The following is a 16363-nucleotide window of genomic DNA, read 5'->3' as shown; positions in this document are numbered from 1 at the left end:
TCGGTAACCGGCCCGCCCGAACCGCCACGCTCCGCATCGGGTGCGGACCCGGCGGTGGCCGGGTCCTTGGCACACCATCCCCGGCGCGAGGCTGAAGGCTGATTCCAACGTGAGTGACCGTTCCCGTTCGCCCTACCGTTCGACCCGCCGCACCACCGGCGGTGGCGGTGCCCGGAACGCGCCCCCGCAGCCCAAGGACCCCGCCCGCCGGGCCGCCTACGACGTCCTGCGGGCCGTCCACGACCGCGACGCCTACGCCAACCTGCTGCTGCCCGCCACGCTGCGCGAACGCGGCATCAGCGGGCGCGACGCCGCGCTGGCCACCGAGCTGACCTACGGCGCGCTGCGCCGCCAGGGCACCTACGACGCCATCCTGGACGCCTGCGTCGACCGCTCGCTGAAGTCGGTGGACTCCGAGGTCCTGCCCGTGCTGCGGCTGGGCGCCCACCAGTTGCTGTCCACCAACATCCCGCCGCACGCCGCCGTCAGCGCCACCGTCGACCTCGCCCGCCGCGTGATCGGCCACCACCGCAGCCGGTTCGCCAACGCCGTGCTGCGCAAGGTCGCCGCCCGCGACCTGGCCGCCTGGCTGGAGGTGGTGGCCCCCGACCGCACCGCCGACCCGCTCGGCCACCTCGCCGTCGTGCACAGCCACCCCCGCTGGATCGTGGCGGCGCTGGCGGCCGCCCTGGGCGAGGACCCCGCGGCCGGCCCCGGCGCGCTCGACGAGACCGAGCGCCTGCTGGCCGCCCACAACGAGCGCCCCCAGGTCACCCTGGTGGCCAAACCGGGCCGCGCCGCCGTCGCCGACCTGGTGGCGGGCGGCGCCACCGCGGCCCGCTACTCGCCCTACGCCGCCTACCTCACCGAAGGCGACCCCGCCGCGCTGCGCGAGGTCCGCCAGCGCCGCGCCGCCGTGCAGGACGAGGCCAGCCAGCTCGTCGCGCTGGCGCTGTCCCGGGTGCCCGTGGAGGGCTCCGACGCGCGCTGGCTGGACGCCTGCGCCGGCCCCGGCGGCAAGGCCGGGCTGCTGGCCGGGCTGGCGGGCAAGCGCGAGGCCCGGCTGCTGGTCGCCGAGGTCCAGCCCGCCCGCGCCGGACTCGTCGCCCAGGCGGTCGAGCGCTCCGTGCGCGACGCCGGGCGCGCCGTCGTGGCCGACTCCACCCGCCCGGCCTGGCGCGACGGCGCGTTCGACCGGGTCCTGGTCGACGCCCCCTGCACCGGCCTGGGCGCGCTGCGCCGCCGCCCCGAGTCGCGCTGGCGGCGCACCCCTGAGACCGCCGCCGGGCTCGCGCCGCTGCAACGCGCCCTGCTGGACCGCGCGCTGGACGCCGCCCGCCCCGGCGGCGTGGTGGCCTACGTGACCTGCTCGCCGCACCTGCCCGAGACCGCCGGGATCGTCGCCGCGGTGCTCGCCGACCGCGCCGACGCCGAGCCGCTGCGCGCCGCCGAGTACCTGCCCGAGGTCCCCGACGCCGCGGCCGGCCCCGACGGCGCGTACGCGCAGTTCTGGCCGCACCGCCACGGCACCGACGCCATGTTCCTGGCGCTGCTGCGCAGGCGCTGACCGGCGCGGCCGCCCGTGCGGCCCACCGCACCGGCCTCCGCAGCCGCCCGCCGGGCCGCCACTAGACTCGGCGGCGTGGCAATCCAGATCTCACCCAGCATCCTCTCCGCCGACTTCTCCCGCCTGGCCGAGCAGGCCGAGGCGGTCGCCGGCTCCGCCGACTGGCTGCACGTCGACGTCATGGACAACCATTTCGTCCCCAACCTCACGTTGGGCCTGCCTGTCGTGGAGTCCCTGCTGAAGGCGGTCAGCATCCCCCTGGACTGCCACCTGATGATCGAGGACCCCGACCGCTGGGCGCCCGCCTACGCCGAGGCCGGCGCGCAGAGCGTCACCGTCCACGCCGAGGCCGCCCGCGCGCCCGTGCGCACCCTGCGCGAGATCCGCGCCCAGGGCGCCCGCGCCGGGCTGGCGCTGAACCCGGCCACCGCGCTGGACGCCTACGCCGACCTGGTCGGCGAGGTCGACATGCTGCTGCTGATGACCGTCGAGCCCGGGTTCGGCGGCCAGCGCTTCCTCGACCTCGTCCTGCCCAAGATCCGCGCCGCCCGCGAGCTGATCGCGCGCAGCGGCGGCTCGGTGTGGCTCCAGGTCGACGGCGGCGTCAGCCAGGAGACCGTGGAGCGCGCCGCCGCCGCCGGCGCCGACGTGTTCGTCGCCGGGTCGGCCGTCTACGGCGCCGACGACCCCGCCGCCGCCGTCGACGCGCTGCGCGCCCAGGCCGAAAAGGCCGCCGGGCAGGCCGGCTGACCGCCGCCTGACCGCCGCGCGCGCGGCCCCGGGCGGCCCGCGCGGCGGCGGGTGCGGCGGGTGCGGCGGCGGGTGCCCGCCCCGGACGTTGGGGTGACCGGCCCCGCGCCGCCTATCCTCGGCCCGTGTCAGCGGGACCGGGCGGCGGCGGGGGCCGTTTGAGGGCCGCGCCGGCGGGCACGATCCTGGCCCTCGACCCTCAACCCTCGACCTTCGCGAGGTGGGCATGGACGCGGTGTGGGACACGGAGATCACCCTGGTGGCGTGGATCCAGGGCTGGGGCGCCTGGCTGCTGGCCCCGATGGAGGCCGTCAGCCTCCTGGGCTCCCAGGTGCTGTTCGTGGTGTTCGTCCCGCTGGTGTTCTGGAGCGTCAGCGCCGGCCTGGGCGCCCGCACCTACCTCGTGGCCGCCGCCGGCGGCGTCGTCAACGGCCTGCTGAAGTTCGCCCTGCACGGCGCCCGCCCCTCCTGGTACCACCACGGCGTGCGCTCCCTGTCGTCCTCCCACACCTTCGGGGCGCCCTCCGGCCACGCCCAGAACTCCCTCATGCTGTGGGGCTACCTCGCGCTGAAGCTGTCGCGCCGGTGGGCCTGGTGGGCCGCCGCGGCGATCGTCCTGGCCGTCGCCGTCACCCGCCTCTACCTGGGCGCGCACTTCCTCACCGACATCCTGCTGGGCTGGCTGGTGGGCGCCGCCATGCTGTGGGCGGCCGTGCGCTGCGAGGACGCCCTGCGCGCGTGGTGGCTGCGCCTGGGCCTGGCCGCGCAGATCGCGCTGGCGCTGGCGGTGTCGGCCGGGCCGCTGCTGCTGGCCCAGGGCTGGGAGACCCTGGTGCACGCCGACTGGCGCGCTCCTGAGGACTGGACCGGCGCGGTGCCGGGCGGGCTGGGCGACGGCTCGGTCGAGCACGTCGCCCGCGTCGCCGGCGGCCTGTTCGGCGGCCTGGCGGGGTTCTCCGTGCTCGCCGCGCGGGGCTGGTACAGCGCCGCCGGCCCGGTCGTCTCCCGCGTGGCGCGCTATGTGATCGGCGTCTCGGGGATCGTGCTGCTGCTCGTCGTGATGCAAGTCGCCCTGCCCGAGGCGGGCGGCGCGGCCGGCGCGGCGCTGGACTTCGCGTCCTTCGCGGTCGTGGCCCTGTGGAGCGCGCTGGGCGCGCCCGAGCTGTTCGTGCTGACCGGCCTGGCCCGCCGGCCCGACCCCGAGCGCGCCCCCCGCGCCGGGGACCCCGCCGCGCGCCGGGAATGACCCCGCATGGCACACTGTTGCCAAAGACGTTGAGCAAACGCGTGCTCCGGGGTCGGTGCAAGTCCGAACCGGCGGTGACAGTCCGCGACCCGGCCGAATCCATCGGCCGGTTGAACCGGTGGAATTCCGGTACCGACGGTGAAAGTCCGGATGGGAGGCAGTACGCGTGGGCTCGGCCGAGCCCGGCGCGCCGTTGACACGCCCCGGCCCCGGCCGCCGCCCTCGACCGGACCGGTCCGCCTGTCCACACCCCCGGAGCCTTGAGCAGGCGAAGGGGTGGGGTGGCAGGTGTTCACCGGGATTGTCGAAGAACTGGGCGAGGTCGCCGCGATCGAGCAGGCGGGCGACTCCCCCGGCGAGGCCGTGCGGCTCACCGTCCGCGGCCCCCTCGTGACCGCCGACGCCGCGCACGGCGACTCCATCGCGGTCAACGGCGTGTGCCTGACCGTGGTCGACTCCGCCGACGGCGCCTTCCGCGCCGACGTGATGAAGGAGACCCTGGACCGCTCCAGCCTCGGCGCGCTGGTGCCCGGGTCCCCGGTCAACCTGGAGCGCGCCGCCCGGGTCTCCGACCGGCTGGGCGGCCACATCGTGCAGGGCCACGTCGACGGCACCGCCGAGGTGCTGGAGCGCGTCACCGGCTCCCGCGCGGAGACCCTGCGCTTCTCCCTGCCCGCCGACCTCGCCCGCTACGTGGTCGAGAAGGGCTCCGTCGCCGTCGACGGCGTCAGCCTGACCGTGGCCACCGTGGGCGCCGACAACTTCACCGTCAGCCTCATCCCCACCACCCTCGACCTCACCACGCTGGGCCGCAAGGGCATCGGCGCGCCGGTGAACCTGGAGGTCGACGTCATCGCCAAGTACGTCGAGCGCCTGGTGTCGGCCGGCCGGGCGGGCGCCTGATGGCCGGCCCCGCCGGCGCCGGGCGCGGCCCCCGCGCCCCCCGCCATCCCCGCCGGCCCTTCCCCGCCGCGCCCCCCGTTCCGCACCGCACCGCAGGCCAAGGAGCAGCAGAAGCGATGACCAGCACCACCACCGAGCAGCCCGCACCCGCCCGCGCCGGCGTCCTGGACGACATCGCCGACGCGATCGCCGACATCGCCGCCGGACGCCCGGTGGTCGTCGTGGACGACGAGGACCGCGAGAACGAGGGCGACCTCGTCTTCGCCGCCGAGGCCGCCACCCCCGAGCTGATGGCGTTCATGGTGCGCCACACCTCCGGGCTCGTCTGCGTGCCGATGCTGGGCGAGGACCTGGACCGCCTCCGGCTGCCGCTGATGACCACCGACAACCGCGAGGGCATGCGCACCGCCTACACGGTCACCGTCGACGCCGCCTCCGGGATCACCACCGGCATCTCCGCCGCCGACCGCGCCCGCACCGTGGCGCTGCTCGCCGACGCCGCCACCGGCCCCGCCGACCTCGTGCGCCCCGGCCACGTGCTGCCGCTGCGCTACCGCGCCGGCGGCGTGCTCGCCCGGCGCGGCCACACCGAGGCGTCGGTCGACCTCGCCCGCCTGGCCGGGATGCGCCCGGCGGCGGTCATCGCCGAGGTCGTCAACGACGACGGCACCATGGCCCGCCTGCCGCAGTTGCGCGCCTTCGCCGACGAGCACGGCCTGCGCGTGGTCTCCATCGAGCAGCTCGTGGCCCACCTCCGCGACCTGGCGGCCGGCGCGCCCCGCATCGCCGCCGACCCCGCCACCGGCCCGGCGGTGGAGCGCGTGGTCGAGACCCGGCTGCCCAACGGCCACGGCGAGTGGCGCGCGGTGGGCTACCGGGGCACCGCCGACGGCACCGAGTACGTCGCCCTGGTGTTCGGCGACCTCGGCGACGGCGCCGAGGTGCTGGCGCGGCTGCACTCGGAGTGCCTGACCGGCGACGCGTTCGGCTCCCAACGCTGCGACTGCGGCCCGCAGTTGGAGGCCGCCATGGCGGCCATCGCCGCCGAGGGCCGCGGCGTGCTGGTCTACCTGCGCGGCCACGAGGGGCGCGGGATCGGCCTGCTGCACAAGCTGCGCGCCTACCGCCTCCAGGACCGCGGCGCCGACACCGTCGACGCCAACCTGGAGCTGGGCCTGCCCGCCGACGCCCGCGACTTCACCGCCGGCGCCCACATCCTGGCCGACCTTGGCGTCACCTCGGTGCGGCTGCTCAGCAACAACCCCGCCAAGACCGAGGGCCTGCTCACCCACGGCATCGCGGTCGCCGAGCGGATCGCGATGCCCACCGCCGTCACCCCCGACAACCTGCGCTACCTCCAGACCAAGCGCGACCGGATGGGCCACGACCTGCCCGGGATCGCCGCCGCCACCTGAACCGCCGGCGCGCGGCGCGGCCCGGCCACCCGGCCACCCGGCCACCCGGCCACCCGGTCGCGCCGCGCCCGCACCGCCCCGGTCCCCGCCGTCACCGCCGCGCCCGCGGCGCCTCACCAAGGAAGCACAGACCCATGAGCGGAACAGGCCGCCCCGCCGAGCACACCGTCGACGCCACCGGGCTGCGCGTGGCCGTCGTCGCCACCCGCTGGAACGCCGAGGTCGTGGCGCCCATGGTCGAGCGCGCCCGCGCGGCGCTCGCCCACACCGGCGCCGCCGAGCCCGTCGTCGTGCACGTGGCCGGCGCGGTGGAGATCCCCGTCGTGGCCCAGCAACTCGCCCGCACCCACGACGCGGTGGTGGCGCTGGGCGCGGTCATCCGCGGCGGCACCCCGCACTTCGACTACGTCTGCCAGTCGGTCACCCACGGCCTGACCGAGGCCGCGCTGCGGGAGTCCACCCCCATCGGCAACGGCGTGCTGACCTGTGATACCCAGGAGCAGGCGCGCGACCGCGCCGGCCTGCCCGGCAGCAGCGAGGACAAGGGCTGGGAGGCCGCGATCGCGGCCGTGGACACCGCCGTGGTGCTGCGCCGCCTGCGCGAGGGCGCGGGCGCCGCCGCCGCGGGCTGAGTCCGCGCGCCGACCCCGTTGCACCACCCGAGGAGAAGGGCGCCGCGTGCGGCCTGGAGACGCGAAAGAAGACGACATGGTGGACGACGCCGCCGAGGTGCCGGTCCCGGACCTGCCGGTGACATGGCGGCCCCGCAACATGCGGATCGTCGGCTACGGGCTCGCCGCGGTGATCATGGCGACCATGGTGGCGCTGGCGGTCGTCCTGCCGGCGGACTGGCGGCTGGCCGACCGGCTCGGCCTGGTCGCGCTCGGCCTGGTCGGCGTGGGCGTGATGCACCTGCTGGCCCGGCCCCGCCTCACCGCCACCGAGACCCGGGTCACCGTGGTGAACAGCATCCGCACCCACGTGCTGGAGTGGCCCGAGATCGTGGACGCCCGCATGCCGGTGGGCGAGCCCTGGCCCAGCCTCGACCTCACCGACGGGTCCACGCTGGCCGTGATGGGCGTCCAGAGCAACGACGGCGACCTGGCGCGGGCCAACCTCGCCCAGTTCCAGGCGCTGCTGCGCCACCGGGGCGAGGCCCAGGAGCCGCCCCGCCCGGCGTGAGGCGCGGCCGCCCGGCGCGCGCCCTCTGCGGCCGCCCCTCGCGGGGCGGCGCGGGAGGGCGGCGCCCGCAGGACCGCGGCCGCGCGCACGCGGCGGGCGCGGCCGGAGGCGGCGCGGCGCCGCCAAGAGGCGGGCACGCGCCGTATCGCGCGTCGAGTCCGGGGTGCGCGTCGCATCGCGTGTCGCGTCCCGGTTTTGAGCACGCGTCGCGCCGCCCGCCGCGTCCCGGCTCTGACCACGCGCGGCGCCCCGCGCCGGGCAGCGCGCCCGGTCCCTCGCGAGGGGACCGCCGGTGAGCCCCCGTTCGCGCAACCGTGTCCGAGAGCGTCGGCGGCGCCGCCAAGGGCTCTCCGGCGACCCGCGGCGCCGGGGCCTGCCGCCCCATCGCCGGGTCCCCGACCGCGTGGGCCCCGCGCTGCTCGCCGCCTTCTGCGCGCTGCTGCTGGCCGCGGCCCTGGTCGCGCTCGTGCCCGACGCGGCCGCCCGGCTGCGGGGGGAGCCCGGGACCCTGGCCCTCCACGAGTTAGCCGCCGCGTTCGCCTGCGCGGCGATGTTCGCCGCCGGGACCGTGCTGGGGCTGTCGGCGTGGGTGCCCCGGCTCACCCGCCGGCTGCGCTACGTCGCCTGGGTGCCGGGCGCCGCGATCGCGGTGATGGGGGCGGCCGCCGCGCTGGACCCCGTGGACGCCGCGTCCACCAGCGAGCGGATCGACTCCCCGGCCGGCGCGGTCGTCAGCGGCGTCGTCATCTGCGCCATCGGCGCCGGCTTCTTCGCGCTCGGCATCGCCCCCCTGGTCGGCCGCCTGCGCGCCCGACGGCGCTGATCCGCCCGCCGCGCCGGGGCGCCGCCGGGCGGGGCACTGTGGTGTACCGCACGCCATGGACGCCATCCCCCCGCGCCTTCCTTTCCGCCCGCGCCGCCGGCCGCGCGCCGGAGCCCGCCCGTGAGTCGGCGCCCGCCCTGGCGCACCGGGGGAGAACCGCCCCCGCGCGGCCGCCGGGCGCGGCGGCGCCACCACGTCTCCGGCGATCCGCGCCGGCGCGACGGCACCTGGCGGCTCCCGCCGCCCCGGCGGACCCCGGGCGAGCGCGCCGGGCGCGCCGCCTTCACCACACTGTGCCTGGGCGCGGCGCTGGCGGCGCTGGTCGCGGTGAACCAGACGCCGCTGAGCATGGTGGCGGTCACCGTGCCGCCGGCCGCGCACGGACTCTGGTTCGCCCTGGCCGCGACCGCGGCCGGCTACATCGCGCTGAGCCTGTGGTACTGCCTGCCGGGCATGACCCGCGCGCTGCGCTGCCTGGCGGCCGCGCCCGGGATCCTGCTGGTCGTGGTGGGCCGCCCGCCCGGACGCGGCGACGACCACGTGCCCCAGTTCGCCACCGGCTGGTTCGCCGACGGCACCCAGGCGGTCGTCGCCATGGCGCTGTTCCTCACGCTGGGGGCGGGGCTGGTGCTGTGGGCCGGGGTGCGGGGTCCGCGCCTTCGCGCCTCCGCCCCGGGCGCGGGAAAATCGGTTGAACACGGAGCGCCACCGGTGCGTCATAAGGGTATGGACACCGACACCCGGCGCACCGAGCGCACGCGACAGGGGTCGTCCCACCACCGGCGTCCCCGCATCACCGTTGTCGCCGCCCTGATCTGGGCGGCCCTGCTGGGCATCGTCATCGTCGACCTCATCGGGCTGCTGTCCGCCTGACCCGCCGCCCGCCGCTCCCGGCGGGCGGGAAAGCACCTGTGGACACCGCTGTGTGCGCGCCTTCAACCAACTAGCCTGGCCACCAGGGAACGAGGGGGGAGGCCGGGCCATGGCGCACACGTCCGCCGCCGCCCGGCGGCGCCGCGCACGCGGCCGCCGCCGGGCGCTCCGGTGCCCCGCTCCTTCCCCTCCCGCGCCGCACGGGCGCCGAACCCGCCCCGGCCCGCCGCGGCCGGGGGCGCCCGCGCCGCCGGCGGCCCCGTGTCCGGGCCGGCCGGACACGCCGCAACCACCCGCCCTCGCCGCCACCGGCGGGCGGGTCCTGGAAAGGAGTGCCCGTGCGTGACATCCGCACGGCCGTCGCCGAACTGTACGCCTCGGGCGACACCTTCGCCCTGGCGACCGTCATCGACACCTACCGCAGCTCCCCGCGCGAACCCGGCGCGGCCATGGCCGTCGCCCCCACCGGCGAAGTCGCCGGAAGCGTCTCCGGCGGCTGCGTCGAGGGCGCCGTCTACGAACTCGCCCAGGAGGTCATCGCCGAGGGCCGCGCCCGCAGAGCCACCTACGGCGTCAGCGACGACGACGCCTTCGCGGTCGGCCTGACCTGCGGCGGCACCCTGCACGTCCTGGTCGAGCCGGTCGACCCCGCCCGCCACCCCCACCTGGGCGAGGTCATCGCCGACATCCAGGCGCACCGCCCGGTGGCCGTGGCCACCGTCGCCGGCGGCCCCGGGCGGCTGGGCGCCCGCCGCGTCATCTGGCCCGACCGCGCCGAGGGCGACCTCGGCGGCAGCCGCCTGGAGGCCGCCGTCGACGACGACGCGCGCGGCATGCTCGCCCAGGGCAGCACCGGCATCCTGCGCTACGGCGCCCGGGGCGAGCGGCGCGGCGACGACCTGGAGGTGTTCGTCCAGTCCTTCGCGCCCGCGCCCCGCATGCTGGTGTTCGGCGCCATCGACTTCGCGGCGGCCGTCACCGACATCGGCGCCTACCTGGGCTACCGCGTGACCGTGTGCGACGCCCGCCCGGTCTTCGCCACCGCCAAGCGGTTCCCCAAGGCCGACGAGGTCGTCGTGAAGTGGCCGCACGTCTTCCTCGCCGAGATCGAGGCCCAGATCGACGAGCGCACCGCCATCTGCGTCCTCACCCACGACCCCAAGTTCGACGTCCCGGTGCTGGAGGTCGCCCTGCGCACGCCGGCCGGCTACATCGGGGCCATGGGCAGCCGCCGCACCCACGACGACCGCCTGGCCCGACTGCGCGAGGCCGGCATCCCCGAGGACCGCCTGGCGCGCCTGCGCTCGCCCATCGGGCTGGACCTCGGCGCCCGCACACCCGAGGAGACCGCCGTCTCCATCGCCGCCGAACTCATCCAGACCCGCTGGGGTGGCAGCGGCCGCCCCCTGTCGGGCACCGAGGGCCGCATCCACATCGACCCGCCCGCCTCCGGGCGCGGCGGCCCGCTCGCCGAGGCCGCGCGCCGGCCGGCGGGCACCCGCTGACCATCGGGCGGCGGCGCCCCGCCCGGCCCCCGCGCCGCGCGCGGCACCGCCGCCCCGCCCTGACACGCCCGAGCGCGGGGGCGCAGACGGCCGGAACCGGTCACCCTGTCCGGTAACGCCCTCGATCGTTCGCCCAGATCCTCCCGGAGTCACCGGATTTCGGCCCGCAGCCGGCGGAAGGGAGCGCGAACTCCCCGTCCCCGGCGGCAGCGGGCGTGGCATCATCACGTCATGACCACACGCGAGCAGAGCACGAACGGCACCGACGGCACGTCGATCGCCGGGCTGTTGCTGGCCGCGGGGGAGGGGAGTCGGCTGGGCCGTCCCAAGGCGCTGATCAAGGTGGCCGGGGAGCGGCTGGTCGACCGTGGGGTGCGGCTCCTGCGCGACGCGGGGTGCGCACCGGTCTACGTCGTGACGGGTGCCGCCGAGGTGGAGGTCGAGCACGCCACCCCGGTGCACAACCCCGACTGGGACTCAGGCATGGGGTCCTCGCTGCGCACCGGCCTGGACGCCATGCCCGAGGAGGTCGACGCGGTCGTCGTGGCACTGGCCGACCAGCCGCTGGTGACCACCGCGGCGGTGCGCCGGCTGCTCGACGCCTACGGCGACGGCGCCCGTGCGGCCGCCGCCACCTACTCGGGCAACCTGCGCAACCCGGTCCTGCTGGGCCGCGAGCACTGGCCGAGCGTGCACGCCCTCGCCGAGGGCGACGTCGGCGCCCGGCCGTTCCTGCGGGCCTATTCCCACCTGGTGACCACGGTCCCCTGCGACGACGTCGCGAGCCCCGACGACATCGACACCCCCGAAGACCTCGCCCGCCTCAGCCACTCCCTCGACACGCCCCAGGCGGCGCCGCACCAGCCGGGCTGACCCCCGTCCTGCCGTTTCGGGCGTGCCCAAACCCCGCCGCGCCCGCCGGCTCCGCCACCGACCACCGCCGACACCGCCGCCCCGGGCGGGACCACCCCGGTTCGCGGGGCCGGGGCCTACGCCTCGCCCGGGTCCACCGCGCGGATGCCGAACCGCGACCGCACGGCCTCGGCACCGGGCTCCAGCACCAGCAGATCAGTCCCCGAGTTGAACGCGTCCGGCGGGCACGTCATGGGCTCCACCGCGAACGCGCTGCGCGCCAGGCCGCCGGGCAGACCCTCGGCGCTGAAGACCTGGAGCCAGCCGTAGGAGCGGTCGGCCCACACGCCCACGGCGCGCCCCTGCGCGGCCAGCACCGTCCACGCCCGCCCTTCGGCATCGCGCTCCAGATCCGTGAACGCGGTGTCGAAGGCGGTCGTGCCGATGCGCCGGGGCGTGCGGAAGTCGTGCTCGGTGCCCGCCACCGGCTCGGGCGGACCGGCGGGCAGCAGCCGGCCGTCCACCGGCAACCGCTTACCCGCGGGCAGGCGCAGCACCGCGTCGTCCAGCGGCAGCGGCACCCGCAGGTAGGGGTGGGCGCCCACGCCGTAGGGCGCCGGGCCGTCGCCGGTGTTGCGCGCCTCGACCGCGACCTCCAGCCCGGCCACCGGGTCCAGGGTGTAGGTGACGCTCAGCGCGAGCCGGAACGGGTAGCCCTCGGCGCCGTCGAGCACGTGGGTCAGCGTCGCGCGGTCCCCGGCGATCTCCACCGGCAGCCACGGCGCCGCGTGCACCAGGCCGTGCAGGGCCGTGCCGCGTTCGGGCTCGGTGACCGCCAGCCGGTGCTCGCGCCCGCCGAAGCGGTAGCGGCCGTCGGCGACCCGGTTGGGCCAGGGCGCCAGCAGTTGCCCCTGGTAGGAGGCGGGTCCCTCCTCCGGCGCGTACCCCCAGACCAGTTCCTGGTCCGCGCACGTCAGACCGCACAGGGCCGCCCCGCGGCGGCTGACGACGGCGCGGTAGCCGCCCGCCGCCAACTCGATCGCATCGCCCACCGCAGACCGCCTCCCGCTCCGTTGTCGATCCCGGGCGATCATAGTCTGCCCGCCGCGGCCCCGGTCCGGCGCCGCGCCCGCGCCGCCGGTGCGGCGCGGGCGGCGCGGACGGTCCGAGACTTCGGCCGTAGACTTCAGCCGAAGATGTTGTAGAGCGGGATCAGCACACCGGCCGCGGGGGTCAGCAGGCCCGTGGACAGCGCCACGACCGCCATCAGCACCGACCCGGCCACCGCCAGGCGGTAGGCGGTCAGCCGGACGCGGGCGCGCGCCTTGCCCGCCGAGACGCGGCCCAGGACCAGCAGCACGACCGCCAGCACCACCGGCGGCCACCACCGCGCCTCGGTCACGCCGGGCACCAGGCCCACCACCGCGCCGGCGGCGTCGGCCACCGCCGTCACCAGCGGGGTGCGGGTGAACTCCACCATGGACTCGTAGGCGCCGGCGAACGGGCCGCCGGGGTCGGGGTAGAAGCCGTCGGCGCGCAGCGCCCGGCCCAGCCCGTCGACCAGCCCCACCACCGCCGCCGGGTAGGCGAAGCGGCGGGCGCGGCCGGCGCCCATCGCCCGCTCGATCTGCTGCATGCCCCGGTCCACGCGGCGCCGCTCGGCCTCCTCGCGGCGGCGGGCGCGGGCGCGGTCGGCCTCGCTCAGCGGCGCGCCGTAGGGCGCGGTGCCCCACGGCCCGCGCTGCGCGCCGGGTCGGGAGGGATCGTGCGGGCCGGGCACCCCGGCGTTGAGCCGCTCGCGCACCCGCTCCCAGCGGTCGGCGGCGGCGCCCGACACCGCCGCCCAGCGGTCGCGGCGGCGCGAGCGGCTGTCCCGCCGGTCGCGCTCGCGCTGGACCTCGCCCAGCCGCACGGCGACCGGCAGCAGCAGGTTGGCGGACACCAGCGCCGCGTGCGTGGCGGTCTCGGTGGAGCGGCGGCGCAGCCCGGTGTCGCGCTGCTCGCGCCACCAGTCCACCAGCGGCGCGGGGCTGCGGTGGCGCGGGTGCCAGGACTGGGCGCGCAGCAGCCGCCGGGCCCGCCCGCCGGCCTCGGGGTCCAGCACCAGCTCCACCGCCTGCGCCCAGGCGCCGTCCCAGGCGTGCTCGGGCAGGTCGGCCGCGCCCGCCGCACCCGCCGGGCCGGCCGCCAGGTGGTCCACCGTGGCCCGCACCTGGCGCATGATCAGCGGGGCCTCGTGCTGGACGTGCTCCAGCAGGGCGCAGCGCCCCGACCCCTCGGCGCGGCAGCCGGGATGGCCGCACCAGTGGCGGGCGGCCAGCGTCAGCGCGCCCATCTCCAGCGCCTCGCGCAGCACCCCGTGGCGGCTGCGGTCGCCCTGGGCCAGGGCCAGCACGCCCTCGGCGCTGACCTCCAGACCCCGGTAGCGGGGCGGCATGCCCGGCACGTAGCGCGCGGCCAGCGCGCTGATGGCCAGGTGCACCCGCTCGGGGTGGGCGTCCAGGTCGGTGAGGTAAGAGCGGTCGAAGGTGTAGTCGTTGACCTCGCGGTCCAGCCAGGTGCGCAGGGTCGGCCAGTGCGTGCGCAGCCAGACCTCGCCGCGGTCCCAGCGGTCCAGCAGGTCGAACGCCAGGCTCGGCGGGTCGTCGTGGGAGGCGTCGGCGAAGCGGATGGGCGCGTGGCTGTGCGGCGTGACGATCCGGGGGCGCTCGCCGGCCAGCCACTGGACCACCTCGGAGTGGCCCCAGCGCGCCGAGGGGGCGGGGGTGAGCAGGCCGCGCGCCAGCAGCCGCCACGACTCGTCGGCGATGGCCGACACGTCGACCTCGGTGGTGCGCGCCGTCAGCCAGTTCTCGCCGCGCTCGGGGCGGCGCCCGGTGACCAGTTCGTGCACCATGACGCCCAGCGACCACCAGGCGGCGGGCGCCTCGCGGCGGCCCTCGATGACCTCGGGGGCGGCGTAGTCCTCGGTGATGGCCAGGCCGCCGTAGACCCGGCTCATGGTGGCGCGCACGGCGCCGCCGAAGTCGGTGAGGGCGAAGACCGGGGGATCCAGGGAGCGGATCAGCAGGTTCTCGGGCTTGACGTCGGTGTGGTTGTGCTGGAGGGTCTCCTGCCAGTGGTGCAGGCACTCGGCGATCCCCGCCACGATCGCGCGGGCGCGCGCCTCATCGACCGGGCCCTTCTCCAGCACCGTGCGCAGCGACCCCTCGGCGAAGTACTCCTGGGCCTCCCAGGCGACGTCCTCGCCCCAGGCGCTGCGCGCCCGGCCGTAGCCGTGGATGGCGGGGGTGTGGGGGTCGGCGGCGCCGCGGGCGCGCAGCCGGTCCAGCAGCTCCCGGTTGACGTCGTGGCCGGGGCGGTAGACCTTCAGCGCCACGCGCGCGGGCGCGCCCTCGCCGCCCAGGGGCTCGGCCAGGTAGACCACCGCCTCGCCGCCGGCGCCGATGTGGCTCAGCACGCGGTAGTCGCGGCGCAGTTGCGCGGGCACCGCGTAGTCGATCTCGCCCGCCGGTCCCACCACCACCCGCGCGATCAGCCGGGGGAACCACGACACCAGCGGCGCCAGCAGCCGGCGCCACCACGGCGCGGGGCCGGCGGCGGAGCCGGACGCCCCAGCCGGCCCGGGGACGCCGGGCGCGGCGGGGCGCCGCAGGGTGCGGGTGGCGGCGCGCAGCACCCGGGTGGCGCCCCCGGACGCCCCGGCGGGGGTGTGGGGGGTGGTGGGCGCCTCGGCGGGGTCGGCGCCGGCGCGCTCGCCCCCGGGGCGCAGGATGCGGGTGACCCAGCGGGTGCGGGCGCGCCGGGGGTCGAGCCGGGTGGTCGCGGCGACCGGCTCGACCTTGCGGGTGGGAGAGTCGGGGTCGGAGGACTCGGGGTGGACCATCGTGGCGGCGGTGTCCCTCGTGGCCTTGCGGCGGTCGGCTGTTGCGCTGGCACCGCCCGGGGCAGGGGCGGCCCCTCCAGACTAGGCGAGGGCACCGGGCCGCCGCCGCTGCCGGCGACCCCGAATCGTCCCTGATATGCGCGCGGGGGCCGGGGGCGGCTCCGCGCGCGGGGTGGGTCGGGGCGGGTCAGTGCCGGCCGGGGTCGGCGCCGGGGGAGACGCCCAGCAGGTCGCAGGACTCCCGGTACATGCGCACGACCTCGGCGCGGACCTGGGCGCGTTCGGTCAGCGGGCGCGACCAGGGGATGCGCACCGCGACCTCGGCGCCGCCGACCACCGCGCGGTAGTCGCCGCCCTCGGTGTCGAGGCCGACCATGCGCGCGGACGCGGCGTCGGGGTGCCCGCCCAGGGCCCGGCAGATGATCAGGGTCTCGCGGGGGTGGTCGTCGTTCATGTGGGCGGTGACGGCGCGGACGACCTCGGGGGTGAACGGCGTGGCGGCGGGATCGGGCTCCATGGACGCTCCTGGCGCGGGTGGGGCGGTGCGGGCCGGCGGGACTGCGGCGAGGATACCCAGGCCCGCCCCGCCGGCCGCGGCCGGGCGGCCCGGCGGCCGCCGCGCGGAGCGTCACTCGCCCTGGTGGGTGAACTCCGCGTCGATGTCGATCTTGATGCGGTCGGCCACCACCACCCCGCCGCCGTCCATGGGCATCTCGATGTCGACGCCGAACTCCTTGCGGCTGATCTCGGTCTCGGCGTGGAACCCGGCGCGGGTGAGGCCGTAGGGGTCCAGGGTGACGCCGTTGTACTCCAGGCGGAGTTCGACGGGGCGGGTGTTGCCCTTGACGGTGAGGTCGCCGCGCAGCAGGAAGTCCTCGCCCTGGGTGCCGATCCCGGTGGAGGCGAAGGTCCACTGCGGGTGGTGGGTGACGTCGAAAAAGTCGGCGGAGCGCACGTGGTTGTCGCGGTCGGCGTTGTCGGTGTTGAGCGAGCCGGCGTCGATGGTGGCGCGCACCGACGCCTCCATGGGGTTCTCGGGCACGGTGAGGACGGCGTCGAAGGACTCGAACCGCCCCCGGACGCGGCTGACCATCATGTGCCGCACCGAGAACCCGATCACGGAGTGGGCGGTGTCGATCCGCCAGGTACCGGGCTTGAGGTGCTGTTCCGACATGTCTCCCCCTGAGTTGGGCGGGCTTGTCCCACGACAACCGACATGACCCAGGGTAGTTGAACGGATCCGGAATGCGACGATCGACATGGGCGCCTGTGGACGGCGTCGCCGCCCGCCGCCGCCCGCCCGGACCGCCCCCCACCGTTGGCTAAGCTGGTCCGCGGACATCCCGACAGGGGCGGATCCG

15 protein-coding genes and 1 riboswitch are annotated in these 16363 nt (G+C 77.2%); of the genes, 11 read left to right on the top strand and 4 right to left on the bottom strand.

Annotated elements, in window-relative coordinates; genetic code table 11:
• Nucleotides 1-109 precede the first annotated feature (109 nt).
• From LG943_RS13745 to LG943_RS13695, 11 genes are all read left to right on the top strand, one after another.
• Nucleotides 110-1567, top strand: a complete 1458-nt coding sequence (locus tag LG943_RS13745) for an RsmB/NOP family class I SAM-dependent RNA methyltransferase (protein ID WP_270072655.1) — start codon at nt 110-112, stop codon at nt 1565-1567.
• Between the two features lie 75 nt (nt 1568-1642).
• Nucleotides 1643-2317 carry a ribulose-phosphate 3-epimerase gene (rpe, locus tag LG943_RS13740; RefSeq protein WP_270072654.1) on the top strand — a complete coding sequence of 225 codons (675 nt, stop codon included), beginning with the start codon at nt 1643-1645 and terminating at the stop codon, nt 2315-2317.
• A gap of 226 nt (nt 2318-2543) precedes the next feature.
• Nucleotides 2544-3563: a phosphatase PAP2 family protein gene (locus tag LG943_RS13735; RefSeq protein WP_270072653.1), complete on the top strand. Its 1020-nt coding sequence runs from the start codon at nt 2544-2546 to the stop codon at nt 3561-3563.
• 37 nt (nt 3564-3600) lie between these two features.
• Nucleotides 3601-3731: riboswitch (FMN riboswitch) on the top strand.
• A 120-nt stretch (nt 3732-3851) separates the two neighbouring features.
• Entirely contained in the window at nt 3852-4466 is a 615-nt protein-coding gene (locus tag LG943_RS13730) for a riboflavin synthase (protein WP_270072652.1), read from the top strand.
• Nucleotides 4467-4582: 116 nt separating this feature from the next.
• Entirely contained in the window at nt 4583-5881 is a 1299-nt protein-coding gene (locus tag LG943_RS13725; RefSeq protein ID WP_270072651.1) for a bifunctional 3,4-dihydroxy-2-butanone-4-phosphate synthase/GTP cyclohydrolase II, read from the top strand.
• Between the two features lie 134 nt (nt 5882-6015).
• Nucleotides 6016-6513: a 6,7-dimethyl-8-ribityllumazine synthase gene (ribH, locus tag LG943_RS13720; protein ID WP_270072650.1), complete on the top strand. Its 498-nt coding sequence runs from the start codon at nt 6016-6018 to the stop codon at nt 6511-6513.
• Between the two features lie 76 nt (nt 6514-6589).
• A complete protein-coding gene (locus tag LG943_RS13715; RefSeq protein ID WP_270072649.1) occupies nt 6590-7063 on the top strand; it encodes a PH domain-containing protein in 474 nt (157 codons plus the stop codon).
• A 403-nt stretch (nt 7064-7466) separates the two neighbouring features.
• On the top strand, nt 7467-7886 hold the full coding sequence (locus LG943_RS13710) for a hypothetical protein (protein ID WP_270072648.1): 420 nt from the start codon (nt 7467-7469) through the stop codon (nt 7884-7886).
• Nucleotides 7887-8006: 120 nt separating this feature from the next.
• Complete coding sequence (locus LG943_RS13705; protein WP_270072647.1) at nt 8007-8759, top strand: hypothetical protein; 753 nt, start codon at nt 8007-8009, stop codon at nt 8757-8759.
• Nucleotides 8760-9097: 338 nt separating this feature from the next.
• Nucleotides 9098-10264: an XdhC family protein gene (locus LG943_RS13700; RefSeq protein WP_270072646.1), complete on the top strand. Its 1167-nt coding sequence runs from the start codon at nt 9098-9100 to the stop codon at nt 10262-10264.
• Between the two features lie 231 nt (nt 10265-10495).
• The gene (locus LG943_RS13695; RefSeq protein WP_270072645.1) at nt 10496-11137 is read left to right on the top strand and encodes a nucleotidyltransferase family protein; all 642 of its coding nucleotides are present in this window, start codon (nt 10496-10498) and stop codon (nt 11135-11137) included.
• Between the two features lie 116 nt (nt 11138-11253).
• Here the strand turns inward: LG943_RS13695 and LG943_RS13690 are convergent, their stop codons facing one another.
• The 4 genes from LG943_RS13690 to LG943_RS13675 form a co-directional block, all read right to left on the bottom strand.
• Nucleotides 11254-12168 carry an aldose 1-epimerase family protein gene (locus tag LG943_RS13690; RefSeq protein WP_270072644.1) on the bottom strand — a complete coding sequence of 305 codons (915 nt, stop codon included), beginning with the start codon at nt 12166-12168 and terminating at the stop codon, nt 11254-11256.
• A gap of 134 nt (nt 12169-12302) precedes the next feature.
• Nucleotides 12303-15002 (bottom strand): protein kinase domain-containing protein, encoded by a 2700-nt coding sequence (locus tag LG943_RS13685; RefSeq protein ID WP_270072643.1) that lies wholly within the window; start codon nt 15000-15002, stop codon nt 12303-12305.
• A gap of 187 nt (nt 15003-15189) precedes the next feature.
• On the bottom strand, nt 15190-15519 hold the full coding sequence (locus tag LG943_RS13680) for a DUF2470 domain-containing protein (RefSeq protein ID WP_270072642.1): 330 nt from the start codon (nt 15517-15519) through the stop codon (nt 15190-15192).
• 111 nt (nt 15520-15630) lie between these two features.
• Nucleotides 15631-16176: a YceI family protein gene (locus LG943_RS13675; RefSeq protein WP_270072641.1), complete on the bottom strand. Its 546-nt coding sequence runs from the start codon at nt 16174-16176 to the stop codon at nt 15631-15633.
• Nucleotides 16177-16363: the final 187 nt, after the last annotated feature.

The sequence above is a fragment of the Streptomonospora mangrovi genome, assembly GCF_027604915.1.
Classification (GTDB): Bacteria; Actinomycetota; Actinomycetes; order Streptosporangiales; family Streptosporangiaceae; genus Streptomonospora; species Streptomonospora mangrovi.
Note: the sequence above shows the minus strand (reverse complement) of the source record. Positions and strands in the feature narration are given on the sequence as shown.

What these genes read in the sequence shown, in the direction of transcription:
- LG943_RS13675 (WP_270072641.1), bottom strand. Translation starts at nt 16,176, where the DNA reads ATGTCGGAACAGCACCTCAAGCCCGGTACCTGGCGGATCGACACCGCC.
- LG943_RS13685 (WP_270072643.1), bottom strand. Translation starts at nt 15,002, where the DNA reads ATGGTCCACCCCGAGTCCTCCGACCCCGACTCTCCCACCCGCAAGGTC.
- LG943_RS13680 (WP_270072642.1), bottom strand. Translation starts at nt 15,519, where the DNA reads ATGGAGCCCGATCCCGCCGCCACGCCGTTCACCCCCGAGGTCGTCCGC.
- LG943_RS13695 (WP_270072645.1), top strand. Translation starts at nt 10,496, where the DNA reads ATGACCACACGCGAGCAGAGCACGAACGGCACCGACGGCACGTCGATC.
- LG943_RS13715 (WP_270072649.1), top strand. Translation starts at nt 6,590, where the DNA reads ATGGTGGACGACGCCGCCGAGGTGCCGGTCCCGGACCTGCCGGTGACA.
- LG943_RS13725 (WP_270072651.1), top strand. Translation starts at nt 4,583, where the DNA reads ATGACCAGCACCACCACCGAGCAGCCCGCACCCGCCCGCGCCGGCGTC.
- ribH (WP_270072650.1), top strand. Translation starts at nt 6,016, where the DNA reads ATGAGCGGAACAGGCCGCCCCGCCGAGCACACCGTCGACGCCACCGGG.
- LG943_RS13735 (WP_270072653.1), top strand. Translation starts at nt 2,544, where the DNA reads ATGGACGCGGTGTGGGACACGGAGATCACCCTGGTGGCGTGGATCCAG.